This is a genomic window from Streptomyces sp. NPDC107546 (assembly GCF_055639175.1).
Genome location: NZ_JBVKBA010000018.1, coordinates 1 through 24,487, shown reverse-complemented (window position 1 = coordinate 24,487; position 24,487 = coordinate 1). Strand labels below are relative to the sequence as shown.

General features: G+C 69.6%; 24 protein-coding genes and 1 rRNA gene. 15 read left to right on the top strand and 10 right to left on the bottom strand.

The genetic code is table 11. The features are described from left to right. Positions 1–31 precede the first annotated feature (31 nt). From ACZ7L1_RS24825 to pstB, 5 genes are all read left to right on the top strand, one after another. A complete protein-coding gene (locus tag ACZ7L1_RS24825; protein WP_471440216.1) occupies positions 32–463 on the top strand; it encodes an NUDIX hydrolase in 432 nt (143 codons plus the stop codon). Positions 464–759: 296 nt separating this feature from the next. Next, the gene (pstS, locus tag ACZ7L1_RS24820) at positions 760–1,902 is read left to right on the top strand and encodes a phosphate ABC transporter substrate-binding protein PstS (RefSeq protein WP_471440215.1); all 1,143 of its coding nucleotides are present in this window, start codon (positions 760–762) and stop codon (positions 1,900–1,902) included. A 102-nt stretch (positions 1,903–2,004) separates the two neighbouring features. After that, entirely contained in the window at positions 2,005–3,012 is a 1,008-nt protein-coding gene (gene pstC, locus ACZ7L1_RS24815) for a phosphate ABC transporter permease subunit PstC (protein ID WP_471440214.1), read from the top strand. Next, positions 3,009–4,070 (top strand): phosphate ABC transporter permease PstA, encoded by a 1,062-nt coding sequence (gene pstA, locus ACZ7L1_RS24810; protein WP_471440213.1) that lies wholly within the window; start codon positions 3,009–3,011, stop codon positions 4,068–4,070. Before pstC ends, pstA begins: the two co-directional genes overlap by 4 nt. Before the next feature lie 72 nt (positions 4,071–4,142). Continuing rightward, the gene (gene pstB, locus ACZ7L1_RS24805) at positions 4,143–4,919 is read left to right on the top strand and encodes a phosphate ABC transporter ATP-binding protein PstB (RefSeq protein ID WP_471440212.1); all 777 of its coding nucleotides are present in this window, start codon (positions 4,143–4,145) and stop codon (positions 4,917–4,919) included. Between the two features lie 111 nt (positions 4,920–5,030). Here pstB and ACZ7L1_RS24800 read toward each other — a convergent pair whose 3' ends face one another. From ACZ7L1_RS24800 to ACZ7L1_RS24790, 3 genes are all read right to left on the bottom strand, one after another. Further along, complete coding sequence (locus ACZ7L1_RS24800) at positions 5,031–5,231, bottom strand: DUF5988 family protein (protein ID WP_446791139.1); 201 nt, start codon at positions 5,229–5,231, stop codon at positions 5,031–5,033. An 85-nt stretch (positions 5,232–5,316) separates the two neighbouring features. Continuing rightward, complete coding sequence (locus tag ACZ7L1_RS24795; protein ID WP_471440211.1) at positions 5,317–6,315, bottom strand: inorganic phosphate transporter; 999 nt, start codon at positions 6,313–6,315, stop codon at positions 5,317–5,319. A 7-nt stretch (positions 6,316–6,322) separates the two neighbouring features. After that, positions 6,323–6,943: a DUF47 domain-containing protein gene (locus ACZ7L1_RS24790; protein ID WP_055490603.1), complete on the bottom strand. Its 621-nt coding sequence runs from the start codon at positions 6,941–6,943 to the stop codon at positions 6,323–6,325. A gap of 223 nt (positions 6,944–7,166) precedes the next feature. Here ACZ7L1_RS24790 and ACZ7L1_RS24785 point away from each other — a divergent pair, with 223 nt between their 5' ends. Further along, positions 7,167–7,523 carry a metal-sensitive transcriptional regulator gene (locus tag ACZ7L1_RS24785; protein WP_471440210.1) on the top strand — a complete coding sequence of 119 codons (357 nt, stop codon included), beginning with the start codon at positions 7,167–7,169 and terminating at the stop codon, positions 7,521–7,523. A 10-nt stretch (positions 7,524–7,533) separates the two neighbouring features. Here ACZ7L1_RS24785 and ACZ7L1_RS24780 read toward each other — a convergent pair whose 3' ends face one another. Continuing rightward, positions 7,534–7,710, bottom strand: coding sequence for a hypothetical protein (locus ACZ7L1_RS24780; RefSeq protein ID WP_200421060.1), 177 nt, complete (start codon positions 7,708–7,710; stop codon positions 7,534–7,536). Positions 7,711–7,889: 179 nt separating this feature from the next. After that, on the bottom strand, positions 7,890–8,732 hold the full coding sequence (locus ACZ7L1_RS24775) for an SCO4651 family lipoprotein (RefSeq protein WP_471440209.1): 843 nt from the start codon (positions 8,730–8,732) through the stop codon (positions 7,890–7,892). A gap of 120 nt (positions 8,733–8,852) precedes the next feature. On the opposite strand from ACZ7L1_RS24775, the gene ACZ7L1_RS24770 reads away from it, so the two are divergent. Both ACZ7L1_RS24770 and ACZ7L1_RS24765 read left to right on the top strand, forming a co-directional pair. Next, positions 8,853–9,014 (top strand): hypothetical protein, encoded by a 162-nt coding sequence (locus tag ACZ7L1_RS24770; RefSeq protein ID WP_471440208.1) that lies wholly within the window; start codon positions 8,853–8,855, stop codon positions 9,012–9,014. A 150-nt stretch (positions 9,015–9,164) separates the two neighbouring features. Next, on the top strand, positions 9,165–10,697 hold the full coding sequence (locus ACZ7L1_RS24765) for an FAD-binding oxidoreductase (protein ID WP_471440207.1): 1,533 nt from the start codon (positions 9,165–9,167) through the stop codon (positions 10,695–10,697). Positions 10,698–10,719: 22 nt separating this feature from the next. On the opposite strand, the gene ACZ7L1_RS24760 is transcribed toward ACZ7L1_RS24765, so the two are convergent. The 3 genes from ACZ7L1_RS24760 to ACZ7L1_RS24750 all read right to left on the bottom strand — a co-directional run bounded on the left by ACZ7L1_RS24760 (position 10,720) and on the right by ACZ7L1_RS24750 (position 13,745). Beyond that, entirely contained in the window at positions 10,720–11,421 is a 702-nt protein-coding gene (locus ACZ7L1_RS24760) for a phosphatase PAP2 family protein (RefSeq protein ID WP_471440206.1), read from the bottom strand. A gap of 281 nt (positions 11,422–11,702) precedes the next feature. Further along, positions 11,703–12,710 (bottom strand): C40 family peptidase, encoded by a 1,008-nt coding sequence (locus ACZ7L1_RS24755; protein WP_471440205.1) that lies wholly within the window; start codon positions 12,708–12,710, stop codon positions 11,703–11,705. 279 nt (positions 12,711–12,989) lie between these two features. Beyond that, positions 12,990–13,745, bottom strand: coding sequence for a trypsin-like serine peptidase (locus ACZ7L1_RS24750; RefSeq protein ID WP_471440204.1), 756 nt, complete (start codon positions 13,743–13,745; stop codon positions 12,990–12,992). A gap of 465 nt (positions 13,746–14,210) precedes the next feature. On the opposite strand from ACZ7L1_RS24750, the gene ACZ7L1_RS24745 reads away from it, so the two are divergent. The 7 genes from ACZ7L1_RS24745 (at position 14,211) to ACZ7L1_RS24715 (ending at position 23,527) form a co-directional block, all read left to right on the top strand. Next, positions 14,211–15,566, top strand: coding sequence for a S53 family peptidase (locus ACZ7L1_RS24745; protein ID WP_471440203.1), 1,356 nt, complete (start codon positions 14,211–14,213; stop codon positions 15,564–15,566). 593 nt (positions 15,567–16,159) lie between these two features. Beyond that, complete coding sequence (locus tag ACZ7L1_RS24740; RefSeq protein ID WP_043441655.1) at positions 16,160–16,468, top strand: hypothetical protein; 309 nt, start codon at positions 16,160–16,162, stop codon at positions 16,466–16,468. 218 nt (positions 16,469–16,686) lie between these two features. After that, the gene (locus ACZ7L1_RS24735; protein WP_471440202.1) at positions 16,687–17,526 is read left to right on the top strand and encodes a DUF8175 domain-containg protein; all 840 of its coding nucleotides are present in this window, start codon (positions 16,687–16,689) and stop codon (positions 17,524–17,526) included. Then, positions 17,516–18,841 (top strand): hypothetical protein, encoded by a 1,326-nt coding sequence (locus ACZ7L1_RS24730; RefSeq protein ID WP_471440201.1) that lies wholly within the window; start codon positions 17,516–17,518, stop codon positions 18,839–18,841. Before ACZ7L1_RS24735 ends, ACZ7L1_RS24730 begins: the two co-directional genes overlap by 11 nt. Further along, the gene (locus tag ACZ7L1_RS24725; RefSeq protein ID WP_471440200.1) at positions 18,838–20,397 is read left to right on the top strand and encodes an SCO6880 family protein; all 1,560 of its coding nucleotides are present in this window, start codon (positions 18,838–18,840) and stop codon (positions 20,395–20,397) included. Before ACZ7L1_RS24730 ends, ACZ7L1_RS24725 begins: the two co-directional genes overlap by 4 nt. Positions 20,398–20,404: 7 nt before the next feature. After that, on the top strand, positions 20,405–21,829 hold the full coding sequence (locus ACZ7L1_RS24720) for an ATP-binding protein (RefSeq protein WP_471440199.1): 1,425 nt from the start codon (positions 20,405–20,407) through the stop codon (positions 21,827–21,829). 33 nt (positions 21,830–21,862) lie between these two features. Beyond that, the gene (locus ACZ7L1_RS24715; protein ID WP_471440198.1) at positions 21,863–23,527 is read left to right on the top strand and encodes a type IV secretory system conjugative DNA transfer family protein; all 1,665 of its coding nucleotides are present in this window, start codon (positions 21,863–21,865) and stop codon (positions 23,525–23,527) included. A 10-nt stretch (positions 23,528–23,537) separates the two neighbouring features. Here ACZ7L1_RS24715 and ACZ7L1_RS24710 read toward each other — a convergent pair whose 3' ends face one another. After that, entirely contained in the window at positions 23,538–24,110 is a 573-nt protein-coding gene (locus tag ACZ7L1_RS24710; protein ID WP_471440197.1) for a GNAT family N-acetyltransferase, read from the bottom strand. A gap of 102 nt (positions 24,111–24,212) precedes the next feature. After that, a 5S ribosomal RNA gene (gene rrf, locus ACZ7L1_RS24705) occupies positions 24,213–24,329 on the bottom strand. Positions 24,330–24,487: the final 158 nt, after the last annotated feature.

Here is a 24,487-nt window from a genome sequence, read left to right as displayed (position 1 = left end):
CGCATGCGTGAGAGAGGAGCCGGAGCACCCGATGACCGAGGAGACCATCCGTGCGGCGGGCTGTGTCCTGTGGCGCCGCTCGCCCGTCGACGGCGCCCTGGAGATCTGTCTGGTCCACCGGCCGAAGTACGACGACTGGTCCCACCCCAAGGGCAAGCTGAAGCGCGGCGAGGACCCGCTCACGGGGGCCCTGCGGGAGGTGGCGGAGGAGACGGGCTACACCGCCGTGCCCGGCGCGTCCCTGCCCACCGCGCACTATCCGGCGGACGGCCGCCCCAAGCAGGTCCACTACTGGGCGGCCGAGGCCACGGAGGGCTGCTTCGCCCCCAACCGCGAGGTCGACCGCGTCCTGTGGCTCCCCCCGGTCGCGGCCCGCCACCGTCTGACCCAGCCGCGTGACAGGGAACTCGTCGACACCCTGCTGCGGGTGCTGGAGCAGCCGACGACACCCGACGCGGAATGACACGCGCCGGCACGCGGGCGCCCGACATGAGCGGATCAGGATCGTTGCGTAGAGTGACGAAGGTCGCGAGGAGAATCCGGGATCGCCCCGTGTCCTCAACGTAAGCGTTCCGTGACCTAACCACACCGTCCGCAGGGGTTCACCCTCCGTTCACTTTCGGCCATAGGCGCCTTCACCTGATCTGCCTAATTTCGGCCTTACCAGGTGGCGGGCGCGCCCTCGCATGTGCGCCCACTTCACCCACCCCCTCGCACGCCGCCGATCAGGACGGCGGCTCCTGGAAGGAACTCCCGAAAGTGAAGCTTCAGCGCATGAACCGGCGGGCCCTCACCCTCGGTGCTCTCGCCGTCTCCGGCGCCCTGGCCCTCACGGCGTGCGGCTCCGACGACACGGGCTCCAAGAGCAGCAGCGGGGGCAGCAGCGCCTCCGCCGGCGCGTCGAACGCCAGCTCCATCAAGTGCGACAACGCCAAGGGCCAGCTGCTCGCCGACGGCTCCTCCGCGCAGAAGAACGCCATCGACGCCTGGACGGCCGCGTTCAGCCAGGCCTGCCAGGGTGTGCAGATCAACTACAAGGGCAGCGGCTCCGGTGCCGGTGTCACCGCGTTCACCCAGGGCCAGCTCGCCTTCGCCGGTTCGGACTCCGCGCTGAAGCCCGCAGATGTCGAGGCCTCCAAGAAGGTCTGCACCGGCGGCGGTCAGGGCATCGACCTGCCGATGGTCGGCGGCCCGATCGCCCTCGGTTACAACCTGCCGGGCGTGGACAACCTGGTTCTGGACGCCACCACGCTGGCCAAGATCTTCAACAGCGACATCAAGACCTGGGACGACCCGGCGATCAAGAAGCTGAACCCGAACGCCAAGCTGCCGTCCACCAAGATCTCGGCCTTCCACCGTTCGGACGAGTCCGGCACCACGGACAACTTCACCAAGTACCTGAAGGCCGCGGCCCCCGCCGTCTGGGGCAAGTACTCCGGCGGCAAGGCCTGGCAGGCCCCGGGCGGCCAGTCCGCCCCGCAGTCCGCGGGTGTGGCCCAGCAGGTGAAGCAGACCGCCGGCGCCATCGGCTACTTCGAGCTGTCCTACGCCAAGGACATGACCACGGCCGCCATCGACACGGGCGCCTCCTCCCCGGTCAAGCCCTCCACCGACGCCGCCAGCAAGGCCATCGCGGACGCCAAGGTCGTCGGCACCGGCAAGGACCTGGCGCTGAAGCTCAACTACAACACCAAGGCCGACGGCGCCTACCCGATGGTCCTGGTCACCTACGAGATCGTCTGCGACAAGGGCAACAAGGCGGACACCCTGCCCGCCACCAAGGCCTTCCTGCGCTACATCGCCAGCACGGACGGCCAGTCGATCCTGACCCAGAACAGCTACGCGCCGATCCCCGACGCGATCATCTCCAAGGTCCGCACCACCATCGAGGGCCTGAGCTGACCTGAGCGTGCGGCCCGGTCCCCGTGGGACCGGGCCGCACCGTCCGGTGCACCGCCGCCTGGAGCCGACCCACGAGCGCGGCTCCGCAGACCGGAGATCCCGATGGACATATCAACAAAGAACACACAAGCGCCTCCCCCCGCCCCCCAGCCGTCCGTGGCCGAACAGAAGCGCGCGGCCCGCGGTGCCACCCGGCCCGGAGACCGGATCTTCCTCGGTCTGTCCCGTGGGTCGGGCATCCTGCTGCTGGTGATCATGGCCGCGATCGCGGCCTTCCTCACCTACCGGGCCTACCTGGCCATCAGCAAGGACCACGGCAACTTCCTGACCACCTTCGAGTGGAACACCGGAGCCATTCCGCCGGTCTTCGGCATCGCCGTCCTGGCGTTCGGCACGGTGGTCTCCTCGATCATCGCCATGGTCATCGCGGTCCCGATCGCGGTCGCCATCGCGCTCTTCCTCACCCACTACGCCCCGCGCCGGCTCTCCGGCTCCATCGCGTACGTGATCGACCTGCTCGCCGCCGTGCCGTCCATCGTCTACGGCCTGTGGGGCGCCCTGATCCTCGTACCGCACCTGACCGGCCTCTTCAGCTGGCTGAACGACTACTTCGGCTGGACCGGCATCCTGTCCTGGGACGGCGGCCCGCCGCGCTCGCTGCTCACCGTGGGCATCCTGCTGGCGATCATGATCCTGCCGATCGTCACCAACGTGAGCCGTGAGGTCTTCCGGCAGGTCCCGCGCATGCACGAGGAGGCGGCTCTCGCCCTCGGCGCCACGCGCTGGGAGGTCATCCGCATGGCGGTGCTGCCCTTCGGCCGCTCCGGCGTCATCTCCGCCTCGATGCTCGGCCTCGGCCGTGCGCTCGGCGAGACCATGGCCGTCGCCACCGTCATCTCCCCGGACTTCCTCATCCACGGCAGCCTGCTCAACCCGGGCGGCGGCACCTTCGCCCAGAACATCGCCAGCAAGTTCAACGAGGCGACGGAGTACGGCCGTGACGCGCTGATCGCCTCCGGTCTGGTCCTGTTCGTCATCACCCTGCTGGTCAACGGCGCGGCCCGCGCGATCATCGCCCGCCGCAAGGAGTACTCGGGGGCCAACGCATGAGCACCGCAGCCGTAGCCGACAAGCGCCCCAGCACTCTGCGCGGGGCGAGCCTGCCCAAGTGGTCCCCGTGGGCCATCGCCGCCGGTTCGATCGCCCTCGCGTGCGGCGTCGGCGCCGCCGCCGGTCTCACGAGCCACATCCAGTGGGGCCTGATCGCCGCGATCCTCTTCCTCCTCGGCACCTACGCCATCGCCGCGCGCGTCGAGGGCCGCCGTCAGGCCAAGGACCGCATCGCGACCTCCCTGGTGTGGGTGGCCTTCCTGCTCGCCGTGATTCCGCTGGTCTCCCTGGTGTGGACGACCCTCTCGCGCGGTGTGAAGGTCCTCGACATCTACTTCCTGACCCACTCGATGGGCGTCGTCCCCGACTCCCAGCCCGGCGGTGGCATCTACCACGCCATCCTCGGCAGCCTCGAGCAGGTCGGCCTCGCCACCGTCATCGGCGCGCCGATCGGCATACTCACCGCCATCTACCTGGTGGAGTACGGGCGCGGCAGGCTCGCCCAGGCCGTCACCTTCTTCGTCGACGTGATGACCGGTATCCCGTCGATCGTCGCCGGTCTGTTCATCCTCAGCCTGATGCTGATCTTCAAGATGGAGCCCTTCGGCTTCGCCGGTTCGCTCGCCCTGGCCATCCTGATGATGCCGGTCGTGGTCCGCTCCACGGAGGAGATGCTCAAGCTCGTCCCGAACGAGCTGCGCGAGGCGTCCCTGGCGCTCGGCGTCCCGAAGTGGCGCACCATCCTGAAGGTGGTCCTGCCCACCTCCATCGGCGGCATCACGACCGGCATCATGCTGTCGATCGCCCGTATCGCCGGTGAGACCGCGCCGGTCCTGCTGCTGGTGTTCGGCAACCGCTTCATCAACGCCAACCCCTTCGAGGGTGCCCAGCAGTCGCTGCCGCTGTACATCTACCAGCAGTACGCGAACAGCGCCGGCGCCAACGCGGCGTACGACCGGGCCTGGGCGGCGTCGCTGACGCTGATCGCCTTCGTGATGATCCTCAACCTGCTGGCCCGCGGCATCGCCCGCTGGAAGGCCCCGAAGACCGGTCGCTGAGGCGACTATTTCCGGCTCCGCCGGGCGGGGCCACACAGCGACCGATCAAGACTTTCTGGAAGTGAAGTAGTCATGGCCAAGCGAATCGACGTAAGCGGGCTCACCGCCTACTACGGCTCCCACAAGGCGATCGAGGACATCTCGATGTCGATCGAGCCGCGGTCGGTAACGGCGTTCATCGGCCCCTCCGGCTGCGGCAAGTCGACGTTCCTGCGCACCCTCAACCGTATGCACGAGGTGACGCCGGGCGGGCGCGTCGAGGGCAAGGTGCTGCTCGACGACGAGGACCTGTACGGCGCCGGGATCGACCCGGTCTCCGTCCGCCGCGAGGTGGGCATGGTCTTCCAGCGCCCGAACCCCTTCCCCACGATGTCGATCTTCGACAACGTGGCGGCCGGTCTGCGGCTGAACGGCAACTACAAGAAGAGCGAGCTGGCGGACGTCGTCGAGAAGTCGCTCAAGGGCGCCAACCTCTGGAACGAGGTGAAGGACCGCCTGAACAAGCCGGGCTCCGGCCTGTCCGGTGGTCAGCAGCAGCGTCTGTGCATCGCGCGGGCGATCGCCGTGGAGCCGAAGGTGCTCCTGATGGACGAGCCCTGCTCCGCCCTCGACCCGATCTCCACCCTCGCCATCGAGGACCTGATCGGCGAGCTGAAGGAGCGCTTCACGATCGTCATCGTGACGCACAACATGCAGCAGGCGGCCCGTGTCTCGGACCGTACGGCGTTCTTCAACCTGGCGGCCGTGGGGCAGCCGGGCAAGCTGATCGAGATCGACGAGACCGAGCGGATCTTCTCCAACCCGTCGGTCCAGGCGACCGAGGACTACATCTCGGGTCGCTTCGGCTGATCCGGCGGTCCGTCCGAAGACCCCTCGCGGTGCTGCATGGCGGTGCCACCGCGAGGCCGAAGAGGGCCCGCCCCCGGCTCCCGGGGGCGGGCCCGCTCGTGTCCCGGGCCGCTACTCGGCCACTTCCGTGCGCTCCCACCACCGGTAGACGGTGACGTTCTGCGCCTCGACATCCTCATGGCGCGTGGTGACCTTGTAGTGCTCGTATCCACCACGGTGCGGAATCTTGAGCTCCTGGCCAGGAGGAACAACCGGCACGACCTTCCCGGCCAGTTCCTCGGGTCCGCCTTCAAGAAGTGCCTTGCTACCCATACCTCCAGTTTTGCCACCCTGCCGACACCCGCATCTCGAGGCCACGGGCCGGCACGGCGCCACCGGAGTCCACGCGTCCGCGTCCCTACAGGAACGCCAGGTTGATCAGCCCGAACGCCGTGGCCGCGACCAGCGCCGCCGCCGGCATCGTGATGAACCAGCCCAGGACGATGTTCTTCGCCACGCCCCAGCGCACCGCGTTCACCCGCTTGGTCGCACCCACGCCCATGATCGCCGAGGTGATCACATGCGTCGTGGAGATCGGCGCCTTGAACAGGAACGCCGTCGCGAACATGATCGACGCCCCCGTGGTCTCCGCCGCGAACCCCTGCGGTGGGTCCAGTTCGATGATCTTGCGGCCCAGCGTCCGCATGATGCGCCAGCCGCCCGCGTACGTGCCCAGCGACAGCATCGCCGCGGAGAGGAGCTTCACCCACACCGGGATCGGGTCCCCGTAGTTCTCGACGTCCGCGATGACCAGGGCCATCACCACGACGCCCATCGTCTTCTGCGCGTCCTGCAGACCGTGGCCGAGCGCCATGCCCGCGGCCGACACCGTCTGGGCTATCCGGAAACCGCGCTTCGCCTTGTGCGGGTTGGAACGGCGGAAGATCCACATGATGGCCGTCATCACCAGGTAGCCGACGATGAGGCCCACCACCGGCGACAGGAACATGGGGGTGATGATCTTGTCCACGACGCCGGACCAGTGCACCGCCGTACCGCCCGCGAGGGCCGCGCCCACCAGTCCGCCGAACAGCGCGTGCGACGAGGACGACGGCAGGCCGTAGTACCAGGTGATCAGGTTCCAGACGATGGCTCCGAGCAGTGCCGCGAAGAGGATGCCCATCCCCTTGCCGCCCTGGGGCGTCTGGATCAGTCCCTCACTGACCGTCTTCGCCACGCCGCTGCCGAGGAAGGCGCCGGCGAGGTTCATCACCGCCGCCATCGCCAGCGCCGCCCGCGGGGTCAGCGCCCGCGTCGACACGGATGTCGCGATGGCGTTCGCGGAGTCGTGGAAGCCGTTGGTATACGCGAAGAGGAGTGCGACCAGGATGGTCAGGATGAGAGCGAAGGTGTCCATGGACGCCTCAGGACTCCTTGACCGCGATGGTCTCCACGGTGTTGGCCACGTGCTCGAAAGCGTCCGCGGCCTCCTCCAGCACGTCCACGATCTGCTTGAGCTTCAGGACCTCTATCGCGTCGTACTTGCCGTTGAAGAGGTGGGCCAGCAGCTTGCGGTGGATCTGGTCCGCCTGGTTCTCCAGCCGGTTGACCTCGATCCAGTACTCCGTGAGGTTCTCCATCGTGCGGAGGTTCGGCATCGCCTCGGCCGTCAGCTCCGCCGCCCGCGCCAGCACCTCGATCTGCTGCTCGACGCCCTTGGGCAGTTCCTCGACGTTGTAGAGGACGACCAGGTCGACGGCCTCCTCCATGAAGTCCATGATGTCGTCGAGGGACGAGGCGAGGGAGTAGATGTCCTCACGGTCGAACGGCGTGATGAACGAGGAGTTCAGCTGGTGGAAGATCGCGTGCGTGGCGTCGTCACCGGCGTGTTCCGCGGCCCGCATACGCTCTGCGATCTCGGCCCGGGCGGAGGCGTCCGCCCCGAGCAGTTCCATCAGGAGTTTCGAGCCGGTCACGATGTTGTCCGCGGATGCGGCGAACATGTCGTAGAAGCTCGTCTCCCTGGGGGTCAGACGAAAGCGCACGTGGGGTCCTCAGGATGCTTCGGTTTCGGTCAGGCTGATGCTAAGGGCATCATCCGGCCACGGCTAAGGGGCCGTCCTCCAGTGTCACCCATCGGACAGTGTGGTCCTCACGGGGGCACTGCGGAGGTGGCCGGGCAGTGACCAAGAGCCGTATACCCAGCAAAGTTCGTTATCATATACCCGCGGGGGGTATATCTCCGCATCGGGGCACGAGGAGGACGCGATGACGACGACCGAGGCCGGCGCGACAGCGCCCTCGGGGGGCACCGACGCCGTGGTGACCGATCACGACCGCGGCATCCACGGCTACCACCAGCAGAAGGACGAGCACCTCAAGCGCCTGCGCCGCATCGAGGGCCAGATCCGCGGCCTGCAGCGCATGGTCGACGAAGACGTCTACTGCATCGACATACTCACGCAGGTCTCGGCCTCCACCAAGGCCCTGCAGTCCTTCGCGCTCCAGCTGCTCGAGGAGCATCTGCGCCACTGCGTCGCGGACGCCGCGCTCAAGGGCGGCACGGAGATCGACGCGAAGGTGGAGGAGGCGACGAAGGCGATCGGCCGCCTGCTGCGGACCTGACGACGGCGGCTCACTCGCCGGAGGCGTCCCGTTCCTCGGCCACCCTCAGCACCTCGTCGATGCTTTCCAGACTCAGCCGGTCCTCGTGCGCGGCCGAGGCCGCAATGATCAGGTCACCGCACAGTTCGATCTCGGCGAGGGCCACGTGGTCCTGAACTGCCGTACCGCCGACCGGAGCCACGTGCATCACCTCTTTCTGCCGTCACCGGCTTCCTGGGGCCGACTTCCTAGGGTAGGGAGCGGCCCCTGGGCGGCGCATGGCACGGACGGACCATTTCCGGCCCCCTCAACCGCGCCACTTCCGGCCACTCGCCTGCGCCACTTCCGGCCCCGCGCCCGTGCCGCGACCGGCCCCGAGCCCACACCTCACTGCTCGGCGATCTTCCCGGCGAAAATGTCCCCGGACGCCGGCAGCCGTACGTCGGCCGGGGCCCCGAAGTCGTACAGCACCGTCGTCGAGGCCACCGCCACCGGCGCCTTCTGCCGCCCGCCCACGAAGCTGAACCGGTGGCGGACCTCTCGGATGCGCCCCTCGTCGTCCAGGTAGGCGTCGAACGGGACCTCGGCCGTGGCGAACCCTTTCGCCGCCTCCTGGAGCGCCTTCCTGTTCCCGGCGGACGCGTCGCGCGCCGCGAGCCCGATGTCGGCGACCCCGCGGTAGTGCCGCACCGGGGTCCCGCCGATCCGGGTCCTGCCGACGTACGTCGCCTTCCGCACCCCGCGCAGCAGCTCCGCGGCCGTGTACGGGTCGGTGGCGCCACCGGTGACCAGGTTGCCGTCGGAGAGCGTGGTCGTGTCGACCCGCACCCACTTGTCGGCGGGCACCCCCGCGCCCCGGTTCTTCATGAAGAGGGCGCCCGGCGCGAGCAGTTCGGTGATGGGACGGTGCTCGTCGGCGCCCGCGGGGTCCTGAGGGAGCGTCACGGTCAGTCTCCCGAGCCGGTCCCGGTAGTCGTAGACGCCCTCGCCCCGGATGGTGACCCGGGTGCCGCCGGTCGCCATCTCCATCGACGTACGGGCCTTGGAAGTGCCCGCGCGCACCAGGGCAGCCGCCGCCTGGTGCAGCGCCTGGACGGCGCCCGGGCCGGAGCGCGCGTCCTCGGCGGCGGCCCCGTCGCCGGCACAGCCGGTGAGCGAGGGCGAGCAGACCAGGAGCCCCACCGTCGCGACCACCGCCGCACCGACCCGACCGCGCTGCCGCACCACCATCGCCTGCCTACCCCCAGCCGGTCCGTCCCGGTGCCCTCCTGTCGTTCCGGTTAACGACGGGTAGGGGGACCCGTCACGCGCGCCTTCGGCAGTTCACTTGCCCTGGGTAACCTTGTGGGAGTGGAGCAGCAGGACATCCCCACCGGTCCCGAGGAGCACCGCACGACAACGGTCGAACAGGGCCGTTTCTGTGTGGCCCGGTGCAGTTGCGGCTGGCGGGGACCGGCTCGCAGAGCCCGCAGCCTGGCGCGGTCGGACGCGGAGGTGCACGAGGCCGGCTAGGAGTGTCCCGAGCTTGTCCCCGAGCTCCCGTTCGACGCCGGACCTACGCGTGCCCACCTTCCTCACCCCGTAGCAATTCTGTGGCACTTCCCTGCGCAACCCTCCGCGGCGAGGCCCCGTCTCGTTCTGCGGAACCCAAGGGAGGCGCACATGCAACGGCGTACGTTCGTCGGCGGGGCCACCGCCGCGCTCGCGGCCACGGTCACCACCACCGCGTGCAGCGGAGGTACTTCGGTCGGTGTCGGCACGTCCCTGCGGACGGACAGTGCCGGCGCGCAGGCCCCCGCCAACTGGAGGGACCTCGGCAGGGACCTGGACGGCACCCTGGTGCGCCCCGGCGACCGCGCCTGGCCCACCGCCCGCCAGCTGTACAACACCCGCTTCGACGCACTGAAGCCGGCGGCCGTGGCGTACGTGGCGCACACCGACGACATCCGCACCGCGCTGGCGTACGCGCGCGTGCACCGCGTCAAGGTCGCGATACGCAACGGCGGGCACTCCTACGCCGGTTGGTCCTCGGGGGACGCACGCCTGATCATCGACGTGGGCAGGCTCAACACGATACGGGCGAGCGGCGGCGAGGCGGTCATCGGCGCGGGTTCCAAGCTGATCGACGTCTACCGCGCGCTCACCGCGAAGGGCGTGACGATACCCGCCGGTTCCTGCCCCACGGTCGGCGTCTCCGGCCTCACCCTCGGCGGCGGCCACGGAGTGGTCTCCCGGGCGTACGGACTGACCTGCGACAGCCTGACCCAGGCGACCCTGGTCACGGCGGACGGCAAGCAGCTCGTCGCGAACGCCACCGAGAACAAGGACCTGTTCTGGGCCCTGCGCGGCGCGGGCAACGGCAACTTCGGCGTCGTCACCGAGCTCCGCTTCAGGACCCACCCGGCGCCGCAGGCCGTGTCGGCGTACCTGACCTGGCCCTGGTCCAAGGCCGCCGCCGTGCTCAAGGCCTGGCAGGAGTGGGGCCCCGGCCAACCCGACGAGATCTGGTCCTCCTGCCACCTCGAGAACGGCGGCACCCCCACCGTCTCCGTCGCCGCCTTCTCGCTCGGCACCTACGGCGAGCTCCAGAACGCCGTCGACCGCCTGGCCGCCGAGGTCGGCGCCCCGGCACGCAGCGTCTCGCTCCGGCGGCACTCCTACGAGGGCGCGATGGAGGCGTACGCGGGCTGCTCCTCCTTCCCCACAGCCGCCCAGTGCCACCTGCCGGGCTCGACACCGGGTCGTAGCCCGCAGGGCGCCCTCGGCCGGGAGACGTACGCGGCCCGCTCCGACTTCTTCGACCGCTCGATCCCGGCGGCCGGCATCCAGACGATCCTGCGGCAGATCGCACAGGTGCGGGGCGGCGCGGGCAGCGTCGCCTTCATCGCGCTCGGCGGCGCGGTCAACCGGGTGGCTCCGACGGCGACGGCGTTCGTGCACCGCCGGTCGCGGATGCTGGCGCAGTACATCGCGAGCTGGCGGGCCGGCACCTCCGGCGCAACCGCGCAGTCCTGGCTGAATTCCGCGCACACGTCGATGCGCGGCTACGCGTCCGGGGCGGCGTACCAGAACTACACGGACCCAGCCCTGACGAACTGGCGGAAGGCGTACTACGGGGACGCGGCCACGCGCCTCGCCCAGCTGAAGCACCGGTACGACCCGGACGGCTTCTTCACGTTCCCTCAGTCGCTGTGACCGCGCCCGGACATGGGCAGCCCTACGCCGCCAGGTCCCTGTCCTGAGGGCAGGACGACTCGCGCCGCGCCCCGGAGATCACGGTCTCCGCGGCGCGTCCCCCGCGGGCCCGGATCAGCCGGCCGGCACGCGGTGAGCGCTCGACGGCCTTCATGACCGGGGTGAGCATCGCCGTGGCGAGCGGGGAGAGCAGCAGGGCGACGGCGGTACCGAGCGCGAAGCCGCCGATGACGTCCGTCGGGTAGTGCACGCCCATGTAGACCCGGCAGAAGCCCTCGAGGAGAGCCAGGCCGAGACCGAGCAACCCGAACTTCCGGTTCGCCACGAAGAGTCCGACGGCCATGGCCATGGTGAGCGTGGCGTGGTCGCTGACGAAGGAGTAGTCGCTCTTGCCGGTGACGAGGACGTCCAGCCCCTGGTGGTCGACGAACGGCCGCGGGCGCTCCACGAAGCCCCGGATCGGCACGTTCACCAGCACCGCGATACCGGCGGCCAGCGGCGCCCAGACGATCGCCGCCACGGACGACGCCGCGTCCTCGCCGCCCCTGCGCCGCACGCTCGTCCAGCACCACAGGACGAGCAGCACCATGGCGAGCAGCAGACCCCACTCGCCGACGAACCCCATGACCCGGTCGAACCAGTGCGGCGCATCCTTGGCCAGGCCATTGATGTCGTAGAGCAGATCGACGTCGGGGTTCGACCCTGACTCGGCCAGTCCAGCCATCGTGCGCGGCCCCTTCGTCGTCCGTCCCGTCCGCGGACACGCCGTGCGCGCGCCGCTGCACCATCCCCGTGGTCGTAGATCCGCTCCACGTCGAGCCGGCTGCCGTACGTCAACGCTCTACGGGAGAAGGAACGCACAGTCCTGTTCCCCACGTTCCGCATTCCACCGAATGATCACGCAGACGTTATCGAAGAGAGACACGTCTTCGCAGCTCACGAGGGTGAGCGTGAGGGAAGGTTCCAGCCAGCGGGCACCCGCGCATGCGCCGTTCACATCCCGATTCACACCGTCGTGGGCAGCGCTTTCGCGCCATCCTCGGTGACACGCGTCGCCCCGAAGTAGTCGGAGTTGTCGATCGGGTCGAAACGGATCACGGCACCGGTTCTCGGCGCGTCGATCATGTAGCCGCCGCCGACGTAGATCCCGACGTGGTGGATGGCCCGGGAATTGGTCGGGTCGTGCGAGAAGAACACCAGATCGCCGGGGAGCAGTTCGTCGCGGCTGGGGTGAGGTCCGGCGTTGTACTGGTCGTTGGCGACGCGCGGCAGCGTGATGCCGACGCTCCCGTAGGCGGCCTTGGTCAGGCCGGAGCAGTCGAAGCGTCCGCCCTCCTCGGGCGTGCCGTCGCCGCCCCACAGGTAGGGGGTGCCGAGCTTCTTCTGCGCGTAGTAGATCGCCCCCGCCGCCTGCTTGGAGGGGTCGAGCCGCTGCACGGGCGCGGCGAAGCTCTTCGCCAGGGTGGTGATCGTCCTGACGTAGTTCTGGGTCTCCTTGTACGGCGGCACGCCTCCGTACCGGATGACCGCGTACGCCCCCGCGTTGTACGCGGCGAGCATGTTCTCCGTCGGGTCGCCGGGCTCGTCCTTGACGTAGGAGGCGAGCTTGCAGTCGTAGGAGGCGGCCGACGGGATCGCGTCGCGCGGATCCCAGACGTCGGCCCTGCCGTCGCCGTTGCCGTCGATGCCGTGGATGGCCCAGGTGCCGGGGATGAACTGCGCTATGCCTTCGGCCTTGGCGGGGCTCTTGGCGTTCGGGTTGAAGCCGCTCTCCTGGTAGAGCTGGGCGGCCAGCAGCGCGGGGTTGATGGCGCTGCACAGGTTGCCCCACTTCTGCACGATGGCGGAGTACGCGGCGGGGACGGCGTTCTTGGCGAGGGCGACGGATCCCCCGCCGATGCCGTTCGCGAGGTTCCCGGCGACCGTGTAGACCCCGACGACGAGCAGCATCACAAAGCTCAGCGCGGCACCGACGGCTACGGTCGCCCAGATCCACGCCTTACGCACCGTCAACCGCCCCTCGCCGCCCGGGAGTACGCCGAGGGTCAGTGTAGGGGCGAGAGCTGTTCGACCACCCTGAAAAGCCCTGGCCGGACGACGTGGACCGCAGAAGACCGGCCACCGGGAAAGGGGGCCGGGAGTTTGGCCGCCGGACGGGCGGCGGTGGCGCTACCGCCGGACGCGGCGGTGGTCCTGCCTGCAGGGCGCGGTGGTGGTGCTACGCCTCGGACAAGGAAGAGGTGCTACCCGCGTGACCGGCGCTGGTCCTGCCCGCCGGACGCGGCGACCGCCCTACCCGCCGGACGCGGTCCGGTACAGGTCCGCGGCCTCGCGTCCGAGAACGACGCTGTAGGACACGTCCGGGGTGGAACCGCCCTGTTCGTGTCCGCCGAGGATGCCCACGACCTCGCCGTAGCCGTTCACCCAGGGGCTGCCGCTCGTGCCGCTGGTGAAGCTAGGGCAGTCGATGCGCTGCTGGGTGCGGCTGTGGACGGTCGGCCTGTTGGTGCAGGTGATCGGGGATTCCTGGGAGTCGGGGTAGCCGGTGACGGTGACGGCGGTGGCGCCGGTCTCGTGCCCGGTGACGAACTTGTTGCCCCCCACGATGCTCTCGACCTCGACGCCGCCGATGGACTCCACGGTGGCGAACGACACGTCGCTGTCCTCGTCCTGCCCACCGCTCCAGCGGTCGCCGACGAATGTCCTGGTCACCTTCCACACACCGTAGGGCGCCTTGCCGTCCCGGTAGCCCGGGGCGAACCAGAGGCTGCCGCTGCCCGCGCAGTGCGCGGCGGTCACGATCAGGTTGCGGTGCTTGCTGTGCACGACGGAGGCGGTGCAGAAGTGACCCCCCTCCAGCCCGCCCGACTCGCCGAACAGCGCGCCGATGCGGGAGCTGGCCGAAGTGGCCGGCGTCGGCACGGTTACGCCCAGCGGTCCGGGACCGCCGGCGGCCGCCGCCACGGAGGAGGACGTGACGGCCAGCAGCACGACGGTACCGAAGAACGCGTGCCGGCGGTTGCCAGGGAGGCGTCTGATGCGGTTCATCACCTCTTACTGTGGCCCAGAAAGGTGAGAAAAACTCTTTGAGCACCCTGAAATTCCTCTATGAGGTCTCATTCCCACAGCTCAACAGGGGCATTCGGCCCACAGGAACTCCCTCCCTCCTGATCTCTGTACGCATGTGCGATGAACGTCAGTTCGAAACTGGCCCTCACCCGCCCCGCAGGAGGATGCGCGTAGACCCACCCCGCGCAGCACTCTCAACGCCCTCGGCGCCCCCCTGTGAATCCCGTCAAGCCGACGCCACGCCCCCGCCATCCCCCGGCCATCGACCAGTAAGGCGGACGCCTCGGTTCGGCAATGCGGAGGTCAGGAATTCTGGAGTCTCTTGTTTGTCGCGTACTCAACAAGTCAGGGTCGTCCCGGGCCGCCGCCTCGTCGCCGGGGACACCGAACCGGCGACGCACCCGCACGCATTTTCCCTGTCAAAGCGACTCAGGAGAACGCACGTTGCGTACGACACCCCCCAACAGACCGGCCCGGCCCGGCCGGTGGCGCCGCATGGGCTCGGCCGCCGTCGCCACCGCCGCCCTCGTGTTCACCGGCCTCGGCACCGCGGCCCACGCGGACGCGGCCACCTCGGCGAAAACCACGCCCTCGAAATCCTCCTCGGCCACGTCCGCCTCATCCAAGGTGACGTGGACCCGCTCCTGCGCCCTGCCCAAGAAGAAGGGCGAGATGGCCTGCAACGCCCTGCGCGTCACCGGTGGCATCACCGCCTTCCAGCGGCAGCAGGCCAAGAAGGAGGGCGTCACGCCCCAGGCCGTCTCCCCGAAGGCCGCCTCCGACTCCCCCACCGGCTACGGCCCCGGCGACCTCCAGTCGGCCTACGGCCTGACCGACGCCGCCGCCGGCAACGGCTCCGGCGAGACCATCGCGATCGTCGACGCGTACGACGACCCGAACGCCGAGTCCGACCTCGCCCAGTACCGCTCCTACTACGGCCTCCCGGACTGCACCTCCGACAACGGCTGCTTCACGAAGGTCAGCCAGAGCGGCTCCACCACCTCCCTCCCCTCCGCCGACAGCGGCTGGGCCGGTGAGATATCCCTCGACCTCGACATGGCCTCCGCCGTCTGCCCGAACTGCAACATCCTGCTCGTCGAGGCCAAGTCCGCCTCGATGAGCAACCTGGGCACCGCCGTCAACGAGGCCGTCAAGCTCGGCGCCAAGTTCGTCTCCAACAGCTACGGCGGCTCCGAGTCCTCCTCCGACTCGACGTACGACTCCTCGTACTTCAAGCACCCGGGCGTCGCGATCACCGCCAGCGCGGGCGACGAGGGGTACGGCGCCGAGTACCCGGCCGCCTCCAAGTACGTCACCGCCGTCGGCGGCACCCGGCTCTCCACCGCCTCCAACATCCGCGGCTGGAGCGAGAGCGTGTGGAACACCAGCAGCACCGAGGGCACCGGCTCGGGCTGCTCCGCGTACGACGCCAAGCCGTCCTGGCAGACCGACTCCGGCTGCTCCAAGCGCATGGTCGCCGACGTCTCGGCCGTCGCCGACCCCGCCACCGGCGTCTCGGTCTACGACACCTACGGCGACGGCACCGGCTGGGTGACCTACGGCGGCACCAGCGCCTCGGCGCCCATCATCGCCGGGGTCTACGCCCTGGCCGGCACCCCGGGCAGCACCGACTACCCGGCCTCGTACCCTTACGCCGCGGCCGGTACGTCCGCCCTCAACGACGTCACCGGCGGCAGCAACGGCTCCTGCTCCACCAGCTACTTCTGCACGGCCCGGTCCGGCTACGACGGCCCGACCGGCTGGGGCACCCCGGAGGGGATCCACGCCTTCACCCGCTGATCCCCTTCCCCCGCACACGACGGACGCCGTCAGCGAGTAAGTGGGGACTTACCGACGGCACCCTCCGGGAGACGGGCCGCGGCAACCAGCCGCGGCCCGTCGCCGTGCGTGCCCCCGGCACGTCCCGCGTCCCGGCACGTCCCGCGTCCCGGCACGTCCCGTGCTTCGACGCACAACCGTGAGATCTGACATGCCGCCACCCGACGCCTGCGCGCCCCCTGTTCATGGATAGCCTTCCGCTCGTACGGGTGACACCCGAACACCACGGGCCGGCCGGTCAGCTCGCGCCAGGGGGCCGACCGGCTCTCGCGGCGCAGAAGAAGTTAACGACGGAACCACACACCAGGTTCCGCTGTGACTTCATTGCCCGGCGTGACCTGCCGTGATACACACAGTGACCATACGCCCCTTCACACACCGGTCCACGCCCCTCGCGAGGGTCCCAAGCGGACCGGACGCAAGGGACACGTACGAAACCCGCCAATCAATGACGCCAAGTCGACATACGACAGCGGCATTGTCGGCGACAATGGCCCTGACCTCTGCGACGGTGGCAGGGGGTACGGAACAACCCAACAGGGGCGGTGACTTACATGCATCTCGCGGCCGCAAAAGGCGACATCAACACGATCATCGGCGGTATCGCCCCAGACTGGGGACCGTTCGGCAGCCTGGGCAACGAGGCTCGCGTGATGGTCGAGGTGGTGATGGCCGTCGCCATCCTGCTCTGCCTGGCCATCGCGATCTGGGGCGCGGCCAAACAGCGCATCGGTGCGACGGCCCTGCGCGACACGTTCAGCGCCGAGCAGGGCAAGGGTCTCATCATCGCGGGTCTGACCGGGGTCTTCATCATCGGCTCGCTGGGCACGCTGTTCACGATCGTGTACGGCATGGCCGTCTAGGCCCGGCCCCGGACCGCCGGGCCCACCCGGCGCACCGTCAGTCCCCGGCCGGGCGCGCCCGGTAGCCCATCCGACCCATTCGTCCGTCGCGCCCACCGGCTGAGGTTGCGTTTCCCTGATGTCGAGTCACCACACCGCGTCCGCGCGGCAACCAGCACGGCTACCGTCGTACTTCTACGCGGTTCAAGTAGGCCAACAGCTGAAGGGGCGTGCGCGGCGTGAGTCTCGGTGACGGTGCCCCCGGCGGGGGCGACACGGAGTACGGCGGAGTCGGGCAGACCCGCACCCGGCTGCCGGGCGGCCGGAGCGGTGACGTGTACGGGGGAGCCCGGCGGGGCCGGTCCTCGTCCCGGAGCCTGGTCACGGTGGTCGGCGTGGTCGTCCTCCTGATCGCAGCGATCGCCTTCGCGAACCGCGGGGACGGGGGTTCCTCATCGGCGGACGGCGGCGAGCCCAGAGCGGGCTCGGCCCCCACGGCGGCTTCGGGGGCACGACCGGTCCAGTCGAAGACCGGGGGGATTCCTTCGGGCTTCGCGCATGATCAGCATGGGGCGGAGTCGGCTGCGGCCAACTATGCGGTGGCGCTCGGCTCCGCGGGCATGTTCGACACCAAACAACGGCACACCATCGTCAACGCCGTCTACGCGCCCGACGTGGCCGCCGCTCGGCAGTCGGCTCTCGACAAGGCGTACTCGAACGAGAAGTTCCTGGCCAACGTCGGCTTGAACAAGGACGGCACGGCACCCAGCGGCGAGACGTTCGTCTCGCGGATCATCCCGGTAGGCACCAAGGTCACGAAGTACGGCTCCGACAGCGCGACCGTCGAGCTCTGGTACACGTCGCTCTTCGGGCTGTCCGGCGACGGCTCTACCAACCCGGTGTCCGAAAGCTGGTACACGACGACCTACCAGCTGAAGTGGATCAACAGCGACTGGAAGCTCACCGACTTCACGCAGAAGGACGGGCCCGTTCCGGTCGGCCGCGACCAGAAGGCCTCCACCGCTGACGACATGAGCAAGGCCGTCGAGGAGTACGGAGGGTTCACGTATGCCCGCTAAGCGCCGCGTGCTCAAGGTCGCCGCCGCTGCCACGGCCGTGCAGACGGCCATGATGCTGTTTGCCACCCGCGCCCTCGCCGCTCCGAGCCCCTCGCCGTCGCCCTCGACGAGCAACGACCCCTGCGACCTCATCCGGGGCCCCGCCAAGGACTACTGCGAAAAAGGCAACTCCGGCAGCTCCACCGGCGGCAACTCCCTCACCCCCGACAACCCCCTCGACCCCCTCTCCTCCCTCGCCAAGGGCTGCGCCGACGCCGCCGTCTCTACCATCAACAAACTCAGTGAGGCCGTGCAGAAGACCGCCAACGTCGACTTCACGAACCCACACTTCCTGCAGCAGTACGAGATCGTCTTCGCGGCCTCCGCCATCCTCACCCTCGTGCTGTGGCTGCTGGCCGTGGCCAAGCGAGCCGTGCGCGGTGTTCCGCTCGGCACCGCCATCAGCGAAGCCGTCGGCTTCCTCTGGCTCACGGTGCTGGCCTCCGCCTTCACCCCGTTGATCCTGTACACCGTCGTCTCCGCGACCGACGCCGTCAGCGACGTCATGGCCAAAGCCACCGGCAACCAGACGACCACGTTCTTCGGCGCGTTCGCCGGCGCGCTCAACAAGGGCACCGACATCGGCGGCGGCCCGATCATGCTGATCATCGTGTCACTGGTCTCGATCCTCGCTGCAGGCGTCCTCTACCTGGAACTCTTCATCCGAGCCGTCCTGCTCTACGTCGGCGCCCTGCTCGGTGTCGTCGTCTACTCCGGCCTCGTCGACAAGAACCTGTGGGGCCACGTCCGCCGCTGGGCGGGCATCATGATCGCCGTCATCCTGGTCAAGCCGGTCATCGTCATCGTGCTCGGCCTCGCCGGCGCCCTGACCACCGACGGCGGCCCCGACGCCCTCGGCGCCGTGGTCTCCGGCCTCGCCATCATCCTGCTCGCCATCTTCTCGAGCGCCATGATCTACCGGTTCGTGCCCGGTTTCGGCGACGAGATCGTCAACTCCCGCAACAACCGCATCATGCAGGGCGCCGAGCGCAAGGCCGCCGCCGTCATCAGCTCCCCGGCGACCCTCGTCGCCCAGGGCATCAAGACCCACAGCACCCGCGCCGACAGCAACGGCGGCGCGGCCGCGGGCGCCACCCAGCCGCCCCGCCCCGCCAACCCAGCCTCCGGCGGTGTGGCCGCGCACAGCACCCGTACCCCCGGTGGCGGCGGATCCGTCCCCTCCGCGCCCCCGCCACGGACCAGCCCGGCCCAGTCGCCGCACGCCGGCAGCACCCGCAACAGCAGTACCAACCGCACGGGAGGTGAAGGGCGTTGACGACCGAGTCCCACGTGTCCCATCCGGTCACGCCCCGCCGTACATATCTGATCGGCCGCGCCCGGCCGAACGCGATCATCGGCCGCAACCGCGAGACCGGCGAGATCGCGCTGATCATCGGGGGCGCGTTCCTCGGCATGATGTGCGGGCTCCTCGTCCCCGTCCTGTCCCTGCGCATCCTGCTGCTGATGGGCTTCCCGCTGCTCGCGCTCGCCGCCGTGTACGTCCCGTACAAGCACCGCACGTTCTACAAGTGGTTCGAGATCAACCGCAGTTACAAGCGCGCCCTGCGCCGGGGCGCGGCCTACCGGTCCGGGGTCATGGAGGCCGGCACCCGGCTCGACGGGCGCGAGGTCGAGATCGGGCCGCCCCCGGGCATCGGCCGCATCAGCTGGCTCGCCGCCCCCTTCGGCCCCGACGAGATCGCCGTCCTCCTGCACGCCGACCGCAGGACGGTCACCGCCGCGATCGAGATCGAGGGCCCCGGCGTCGGCCTGCGCGACAGCGAGGACCAGGAGGCCCTCGTCGACCGCTTCGGCACGCTGCTGAAGCACGTCGCGAACGGCGACGGCTTCGTCACCCGCCTCCAGATGCTGGCCCGCACGCTGCCCGCCGACCCGGACGCGCACGCCAAGGACGTCGCCCAGCGCGGCGACGAGCGCTCGCCGACATGGCTGCGGCAGTCCTACGACCAGTTGCTGTCCATGGTGTCCACCAGCAGCGAGCAGCACCGCGCCTACCTCGTCGCCTGCATGCACTACACCCGGGAGCTCGCCGCCGAGGCCCAGGCCATGGCGCGCGCCGCCCGGCCGCAGGGCGGCAGGAAGGTCGACCGGGACGCCGGGCTCGCGGTGGTGATGGCCCGCGAGCTGACCGACATCTGCTCCCGGCTCCAGGAGGCGGACATCCGCGTCCGGCAGCCACTGGGGCAGGGACGGCTCGCCTCCCTCATCCACTCCATGTACGACCCGGACCACCCCATCGACCACATCCAGGCGATGACCAGGCGCAACGCCTGGCCCGCCGAGCTCGACGCCACGGAGCCCACCTACCTCCAGGCCAAAACCCGCGAGTCCTCCACCCGCGCCCCCTGGTGCCACGCCACCGCGTGGGTGAAGGAGTGGCCGATGACCCCGGTCGGCGTGAACTTCCTCGCGCCCCTCCTCGTCCACACCCCGGACGTCATCCGCACCGTCGCCGTCACGATGGACCTCGAACCCACCGAGATCGCCATCGAGCGCATGCTCACCGAGAAGACCAACGACGAGGCGGAGGCGAGCCGCGCCGCCAAGATGAACCGCACCGTCGACCCCCGCGACATCGCCGCCCACTCCCGCCTCGACCAGCGCGGCGAGGACCTCGCGAGCGGCGCCGCGGGCGTCAACCTGGTCGGGTACATCACCGTCTCCTCCCGTTCCCCGGAAGCCCTGGCCCGCGACAAGCGGACCATCCGTGCCTCGGCAGGCAAGTCGTATCTGAAGCTGGAGTGGTGCGACCGCGAGCACCACCGGGCCTTCGTGAACACGCTCCCCTTCGCCACCGGCATTCGGAGGTAAGGCCCTGATGCGGGATCCGCTGTCCGTCCTGACCGACGCCTTCACGTCCTTCCTCTTCGGCAAGGTCGAGACGACCCGGCTGCCCGTCCGCACCTCCACGGGCCAGGCCCAGGCCGTCTACCTGCCGACGGCCGCACCCGGCCTCGGCGACTCCGGCGTCATCATCGGCCGCGAGGTCTACTCCGGGAAGGGATACATCTACGACCCCTTCCAGCTGTACGGCCAGCAGCTCCCGGCGCCGCACTGGCTCGTCCTCGGCGAGTCCGGCAACGGCAAGTCGGCGCTGGAGAAGACGTACGTCCTGCGCCAGCTCAGGTTCCGCGACCGGCAGGTCGTGGTCCTGGACGCGCAGGGCGAGGACGGCGTCGGCGAGTGGAACCTCATCGCCGAGGAGCTGGGGATAACACCCATCCGGCTCGACCCGATGGCGGCCCTGGACCACGGCATCCGGCTCAACCCGCTCGACCCCGCGATCACCACGACCGGGCAGCTGGCCCTGCTCCGCACGATCATCGAGGTGGCGATGGGCCACGGCCTGGACGAACGGTCCGGCTTCGCCCTGAAGGTCGCGCACGCCTACGTCAACGAGACGATCGTCGAGCGCCAGCCCGTACTCGGCGACATCGTCGAACAGCTACGGCACCCCGAGCCCGACTCGGCCGAGGCGATGAACGTCGCCCTGGACGACGTACGCGCCTGGGGCCTGGATGTCGCCCTCGTCCTGGACCGCCTGGTCGACGGTGACCTCCGCGGCATGTTCGACGGCCCCACCACGGTCGGCATCGACCTCGACGCCCCGCTGATCGTGTTCGACCTGTCCCACATCGACCGCAACTCCATCGCCATGCCGATCCTGATGGCGATCGTCGGTGTGTGGCTGGAGCACACCTGGATCCGCCCCGACCGGAAGAAGCGCATCTTCCTGGTCGAGGAGGCCTGGCACATCATCAACAGCCCGTTCGTCGCCCAGCTGTTCCAGCGGCTGCTGAAGTTCGGCCGGCGCCTCGGCCTGTCCTTCGTGGCCGTGGTCCACCACCTGAGCGACGTGGTGGACGGAGCGGCCGCCAAGGAGGCGGCTGCGATCCTGAAAATGGCGTCGACCAGGACCATCTACGCCCAGAAGGCCGACGAGGCACGGGCGACGGGCCGGGTCCTGGGTCTGCCGCGCTGGGCGGTGGAGATCATCCCGACGCTCTCCCCCGGTATCGCGGTGTGGGACGTCAACGGCAACGTACAGGTCGTCAAACACCTCGTCACGGAGATGGAACGGCCGCTGGTCTTCACCGACCGCGCGATGACGGAGTCGTCGAGCGACCGCCTGGCGGACGACGCGCTGCGCGCCGCTGAACTCGAGGCGGAGGAACGCGCGGCGGCGTTCGTCGAACAACGACTGAGCGATCTCGACGGCTCCTCCGAGACCACGGTGGCGTAGAGACATGGACGACATGGGGTTCTTGGAGTCCCGATGAGAGCAGGCACGGAGCGGCAGGAGCGGCAGGAGCGGCGGCAGGACGGCCAGGGCGGTATCCCCGACGGGCTGTTGGTGGGCCTGCTCGCCTTCCTGCTCGGCGTCACGCTGCTGGTGTGGTCGGCCACGGGCCTGGCGGGCTGGTTCGCCCGGGGCGCGTGGCCGCACGGCGTACGGATCAGCAGCACGCCGGTGGCCATGCGCCGCCTGATCACCGAACCCCACGACATCACGGGCGCGTGGCCGGACACACCACCGGACCAGCTCTCCGGATACGGGCTCTTCTGGGGCCTGTTCATAAGCGAACTGATGGTGCTGTTCGTGCTGACGGTCTTCGCGATCGGCACGGTGGCACGGTGGAAGGCGGTACGGGCCCGGAGGAAGGCGGAGGCTGCGGCCGGTACGCCGCACGGGGACGTGGCCCTGGGACCACGCGTGGAGACGGCCGGGACACCGCGCGGGGACCTGGCCGTGGGACCGCACGCAGCGACGGCCGGGAGACCGCAGGGGGCGCTGCCCGACGTGGCGGCCGGTTCGCTCACCGCCGCCGCCCCGGACTTCACCCCCTACCCTGCCGCGGCCCCGGCCGCCGCATCCCTCCCCGAGCACCTCGGCACGCGACCGCCGGCGCCGGCCACCGGCTCTGTTCCCTCCACGGCGGGTGTCGAACAGGCCCTGCCCGTAGTCCCCGCACTCGCGGCCCCCGGCACCCCTGCCCCCGTCCCTGGCACTCCCCGGGCGCCCTCCGTCGTCCTGGGCGCCCCCGACGTCCGTCATCCCGTCGCCGCCCAGGCCGTGCGCGACGCGGAGGGGCCGGCGCTCGTCATCACCTCCAGCCCCGCCCTGTGGTCCGAGACCAAGGACGCCCGCGCCAAGCTGGGACCCGTCCTCCTCTACGACCCCTCCCACCTGTGCGACACCCCGGCCCGGCTGCACTGGTCGCCGTCCGCCGGCTGCGAGGACAAGGCGACCGCCGCCGCACGCGCTGTGGCGCTGCTCGCCCCCGTCCGCCCCACGGCCCGTATCGACCAGGCGGTGGCCGATGTGGCGGAAACGCTCCTGCGGAGCTATCTGCACGCCGCCGCCATAGAGGGCCGCACCATCCGGCACATCCACCGCTGGGCCCAGGGCGCACAGGTGCAGGAGGCCGTGCGCGCCCTGCGGACGAACCCCAAGGCGTCGTCCGGCGCGGCAGGTGAACTGGAGGCCGCGCTCACCTCGCACCCCGAACGCAGGGACATGGCACAGGAACTGACGGCCCGCGCGCTGTCCTCGCTCTTCACGGTCAATATCCGCGAAGCATGCACACCCAACCGAAATGACAGCCTCGCCTTGGATTCCTTCGTCAACGAAGGGGGCACACTTTATGTGGTCGGTGAATCCATCGAGGACCCCCGCCAGCACCCCGGTGCCATGCCGCTGCTGACGGCCCTCGCCTCCAGCGTGGTCGAGCGCGGCCGCCGCATGGCCGAACGGTCATCCTCCGGTCGCCTCGACCCACCACTCACCCTGGTCCTGGACGACGTGGCAGCGGTCGCCCCGCTGCCCCAGTTCCCGGATCTCCTGACGACGGGAGCGGGCCAGGGCCTGCCGACCTTGGCCCTCCTCCGCTCCAGAGAACAGGCCCGCAGCCGCTGGCCCCAGTACGAACTACCCGTGTAGCCGGCCTCGCCTACGGCCGCTCGATCGCCATCTCCAGTTCCTGCTCCTCGCCACCGACCGCGGACACCGGCACGGTGACCCCGGTCGGCGCGAACCCCGCCCTCCGATAGAACGCCTGTGCGCGACCGTTGTCCTCGTGCACGATCAGCCGCACACGCTCAACGCCACGGCTCCAGGCCCACTCCAGGGCCTCCTCGAACAGCACCTCGGTCAGCCCGCACCCGCGGTGCTCGGGCCGTACGTACACACCGACGACATGTCCCTGCCGCCGGTCGACCGGAAACCCCGCCCAGTCCTTGGTGCCGGCCTCCTCCAGCAGCACGGTGACGGTTCCGACCCACTCGCCGTCCGGGCCCTGCGCGACGATCTGGTGGACGCCGGACGCCCCCTCGGCGGCAGCGCCGGCCGCTCGCTCCTGCCAGAAGGAATCGGGCTTGGCCAAGGCCTCGTCGTACGTCTCCAGGAAGGCGAGGCGCGCCACGGGGTCCTGGAGGGCGAGGAGCCGCAGTGCCTTCACAGCAGGCCACTCCTCGGCGCGTATGCCACGAACGACGTATGTCTCAGCGATCTCGGGACTGCTCATAGGGGCAACCGTACGTCACCCGTCACCGACCCTGCCGAGGGACGCGAAAAAGCCCCAACTCACCGGGTTGTACCCGGGAATTGGGGCTTTTTCTCAAGAATTGTTCGGCGGTGTCCTACTCTCCCACAGGGTCCCCCCTGCAGTACCATCGGCGCTGTAAGGCTTAGCTTCCGGGTTCGGAATGTAACCGGGCGTTTCCCTCACGCTATGACCACCGAAACACTATGAAACAGACAACCCGACCGCTGTGGCAACAGCGGGTTGTTCGTGGTTTCAGAACCAACACAGTGGACGCGAGCAACTGAGGACAAGCCCTCGGCCTATTAGTACCAGTCACCTCCACCCGTTACCGGGCTTCCAGACCTGGCCTATCAACC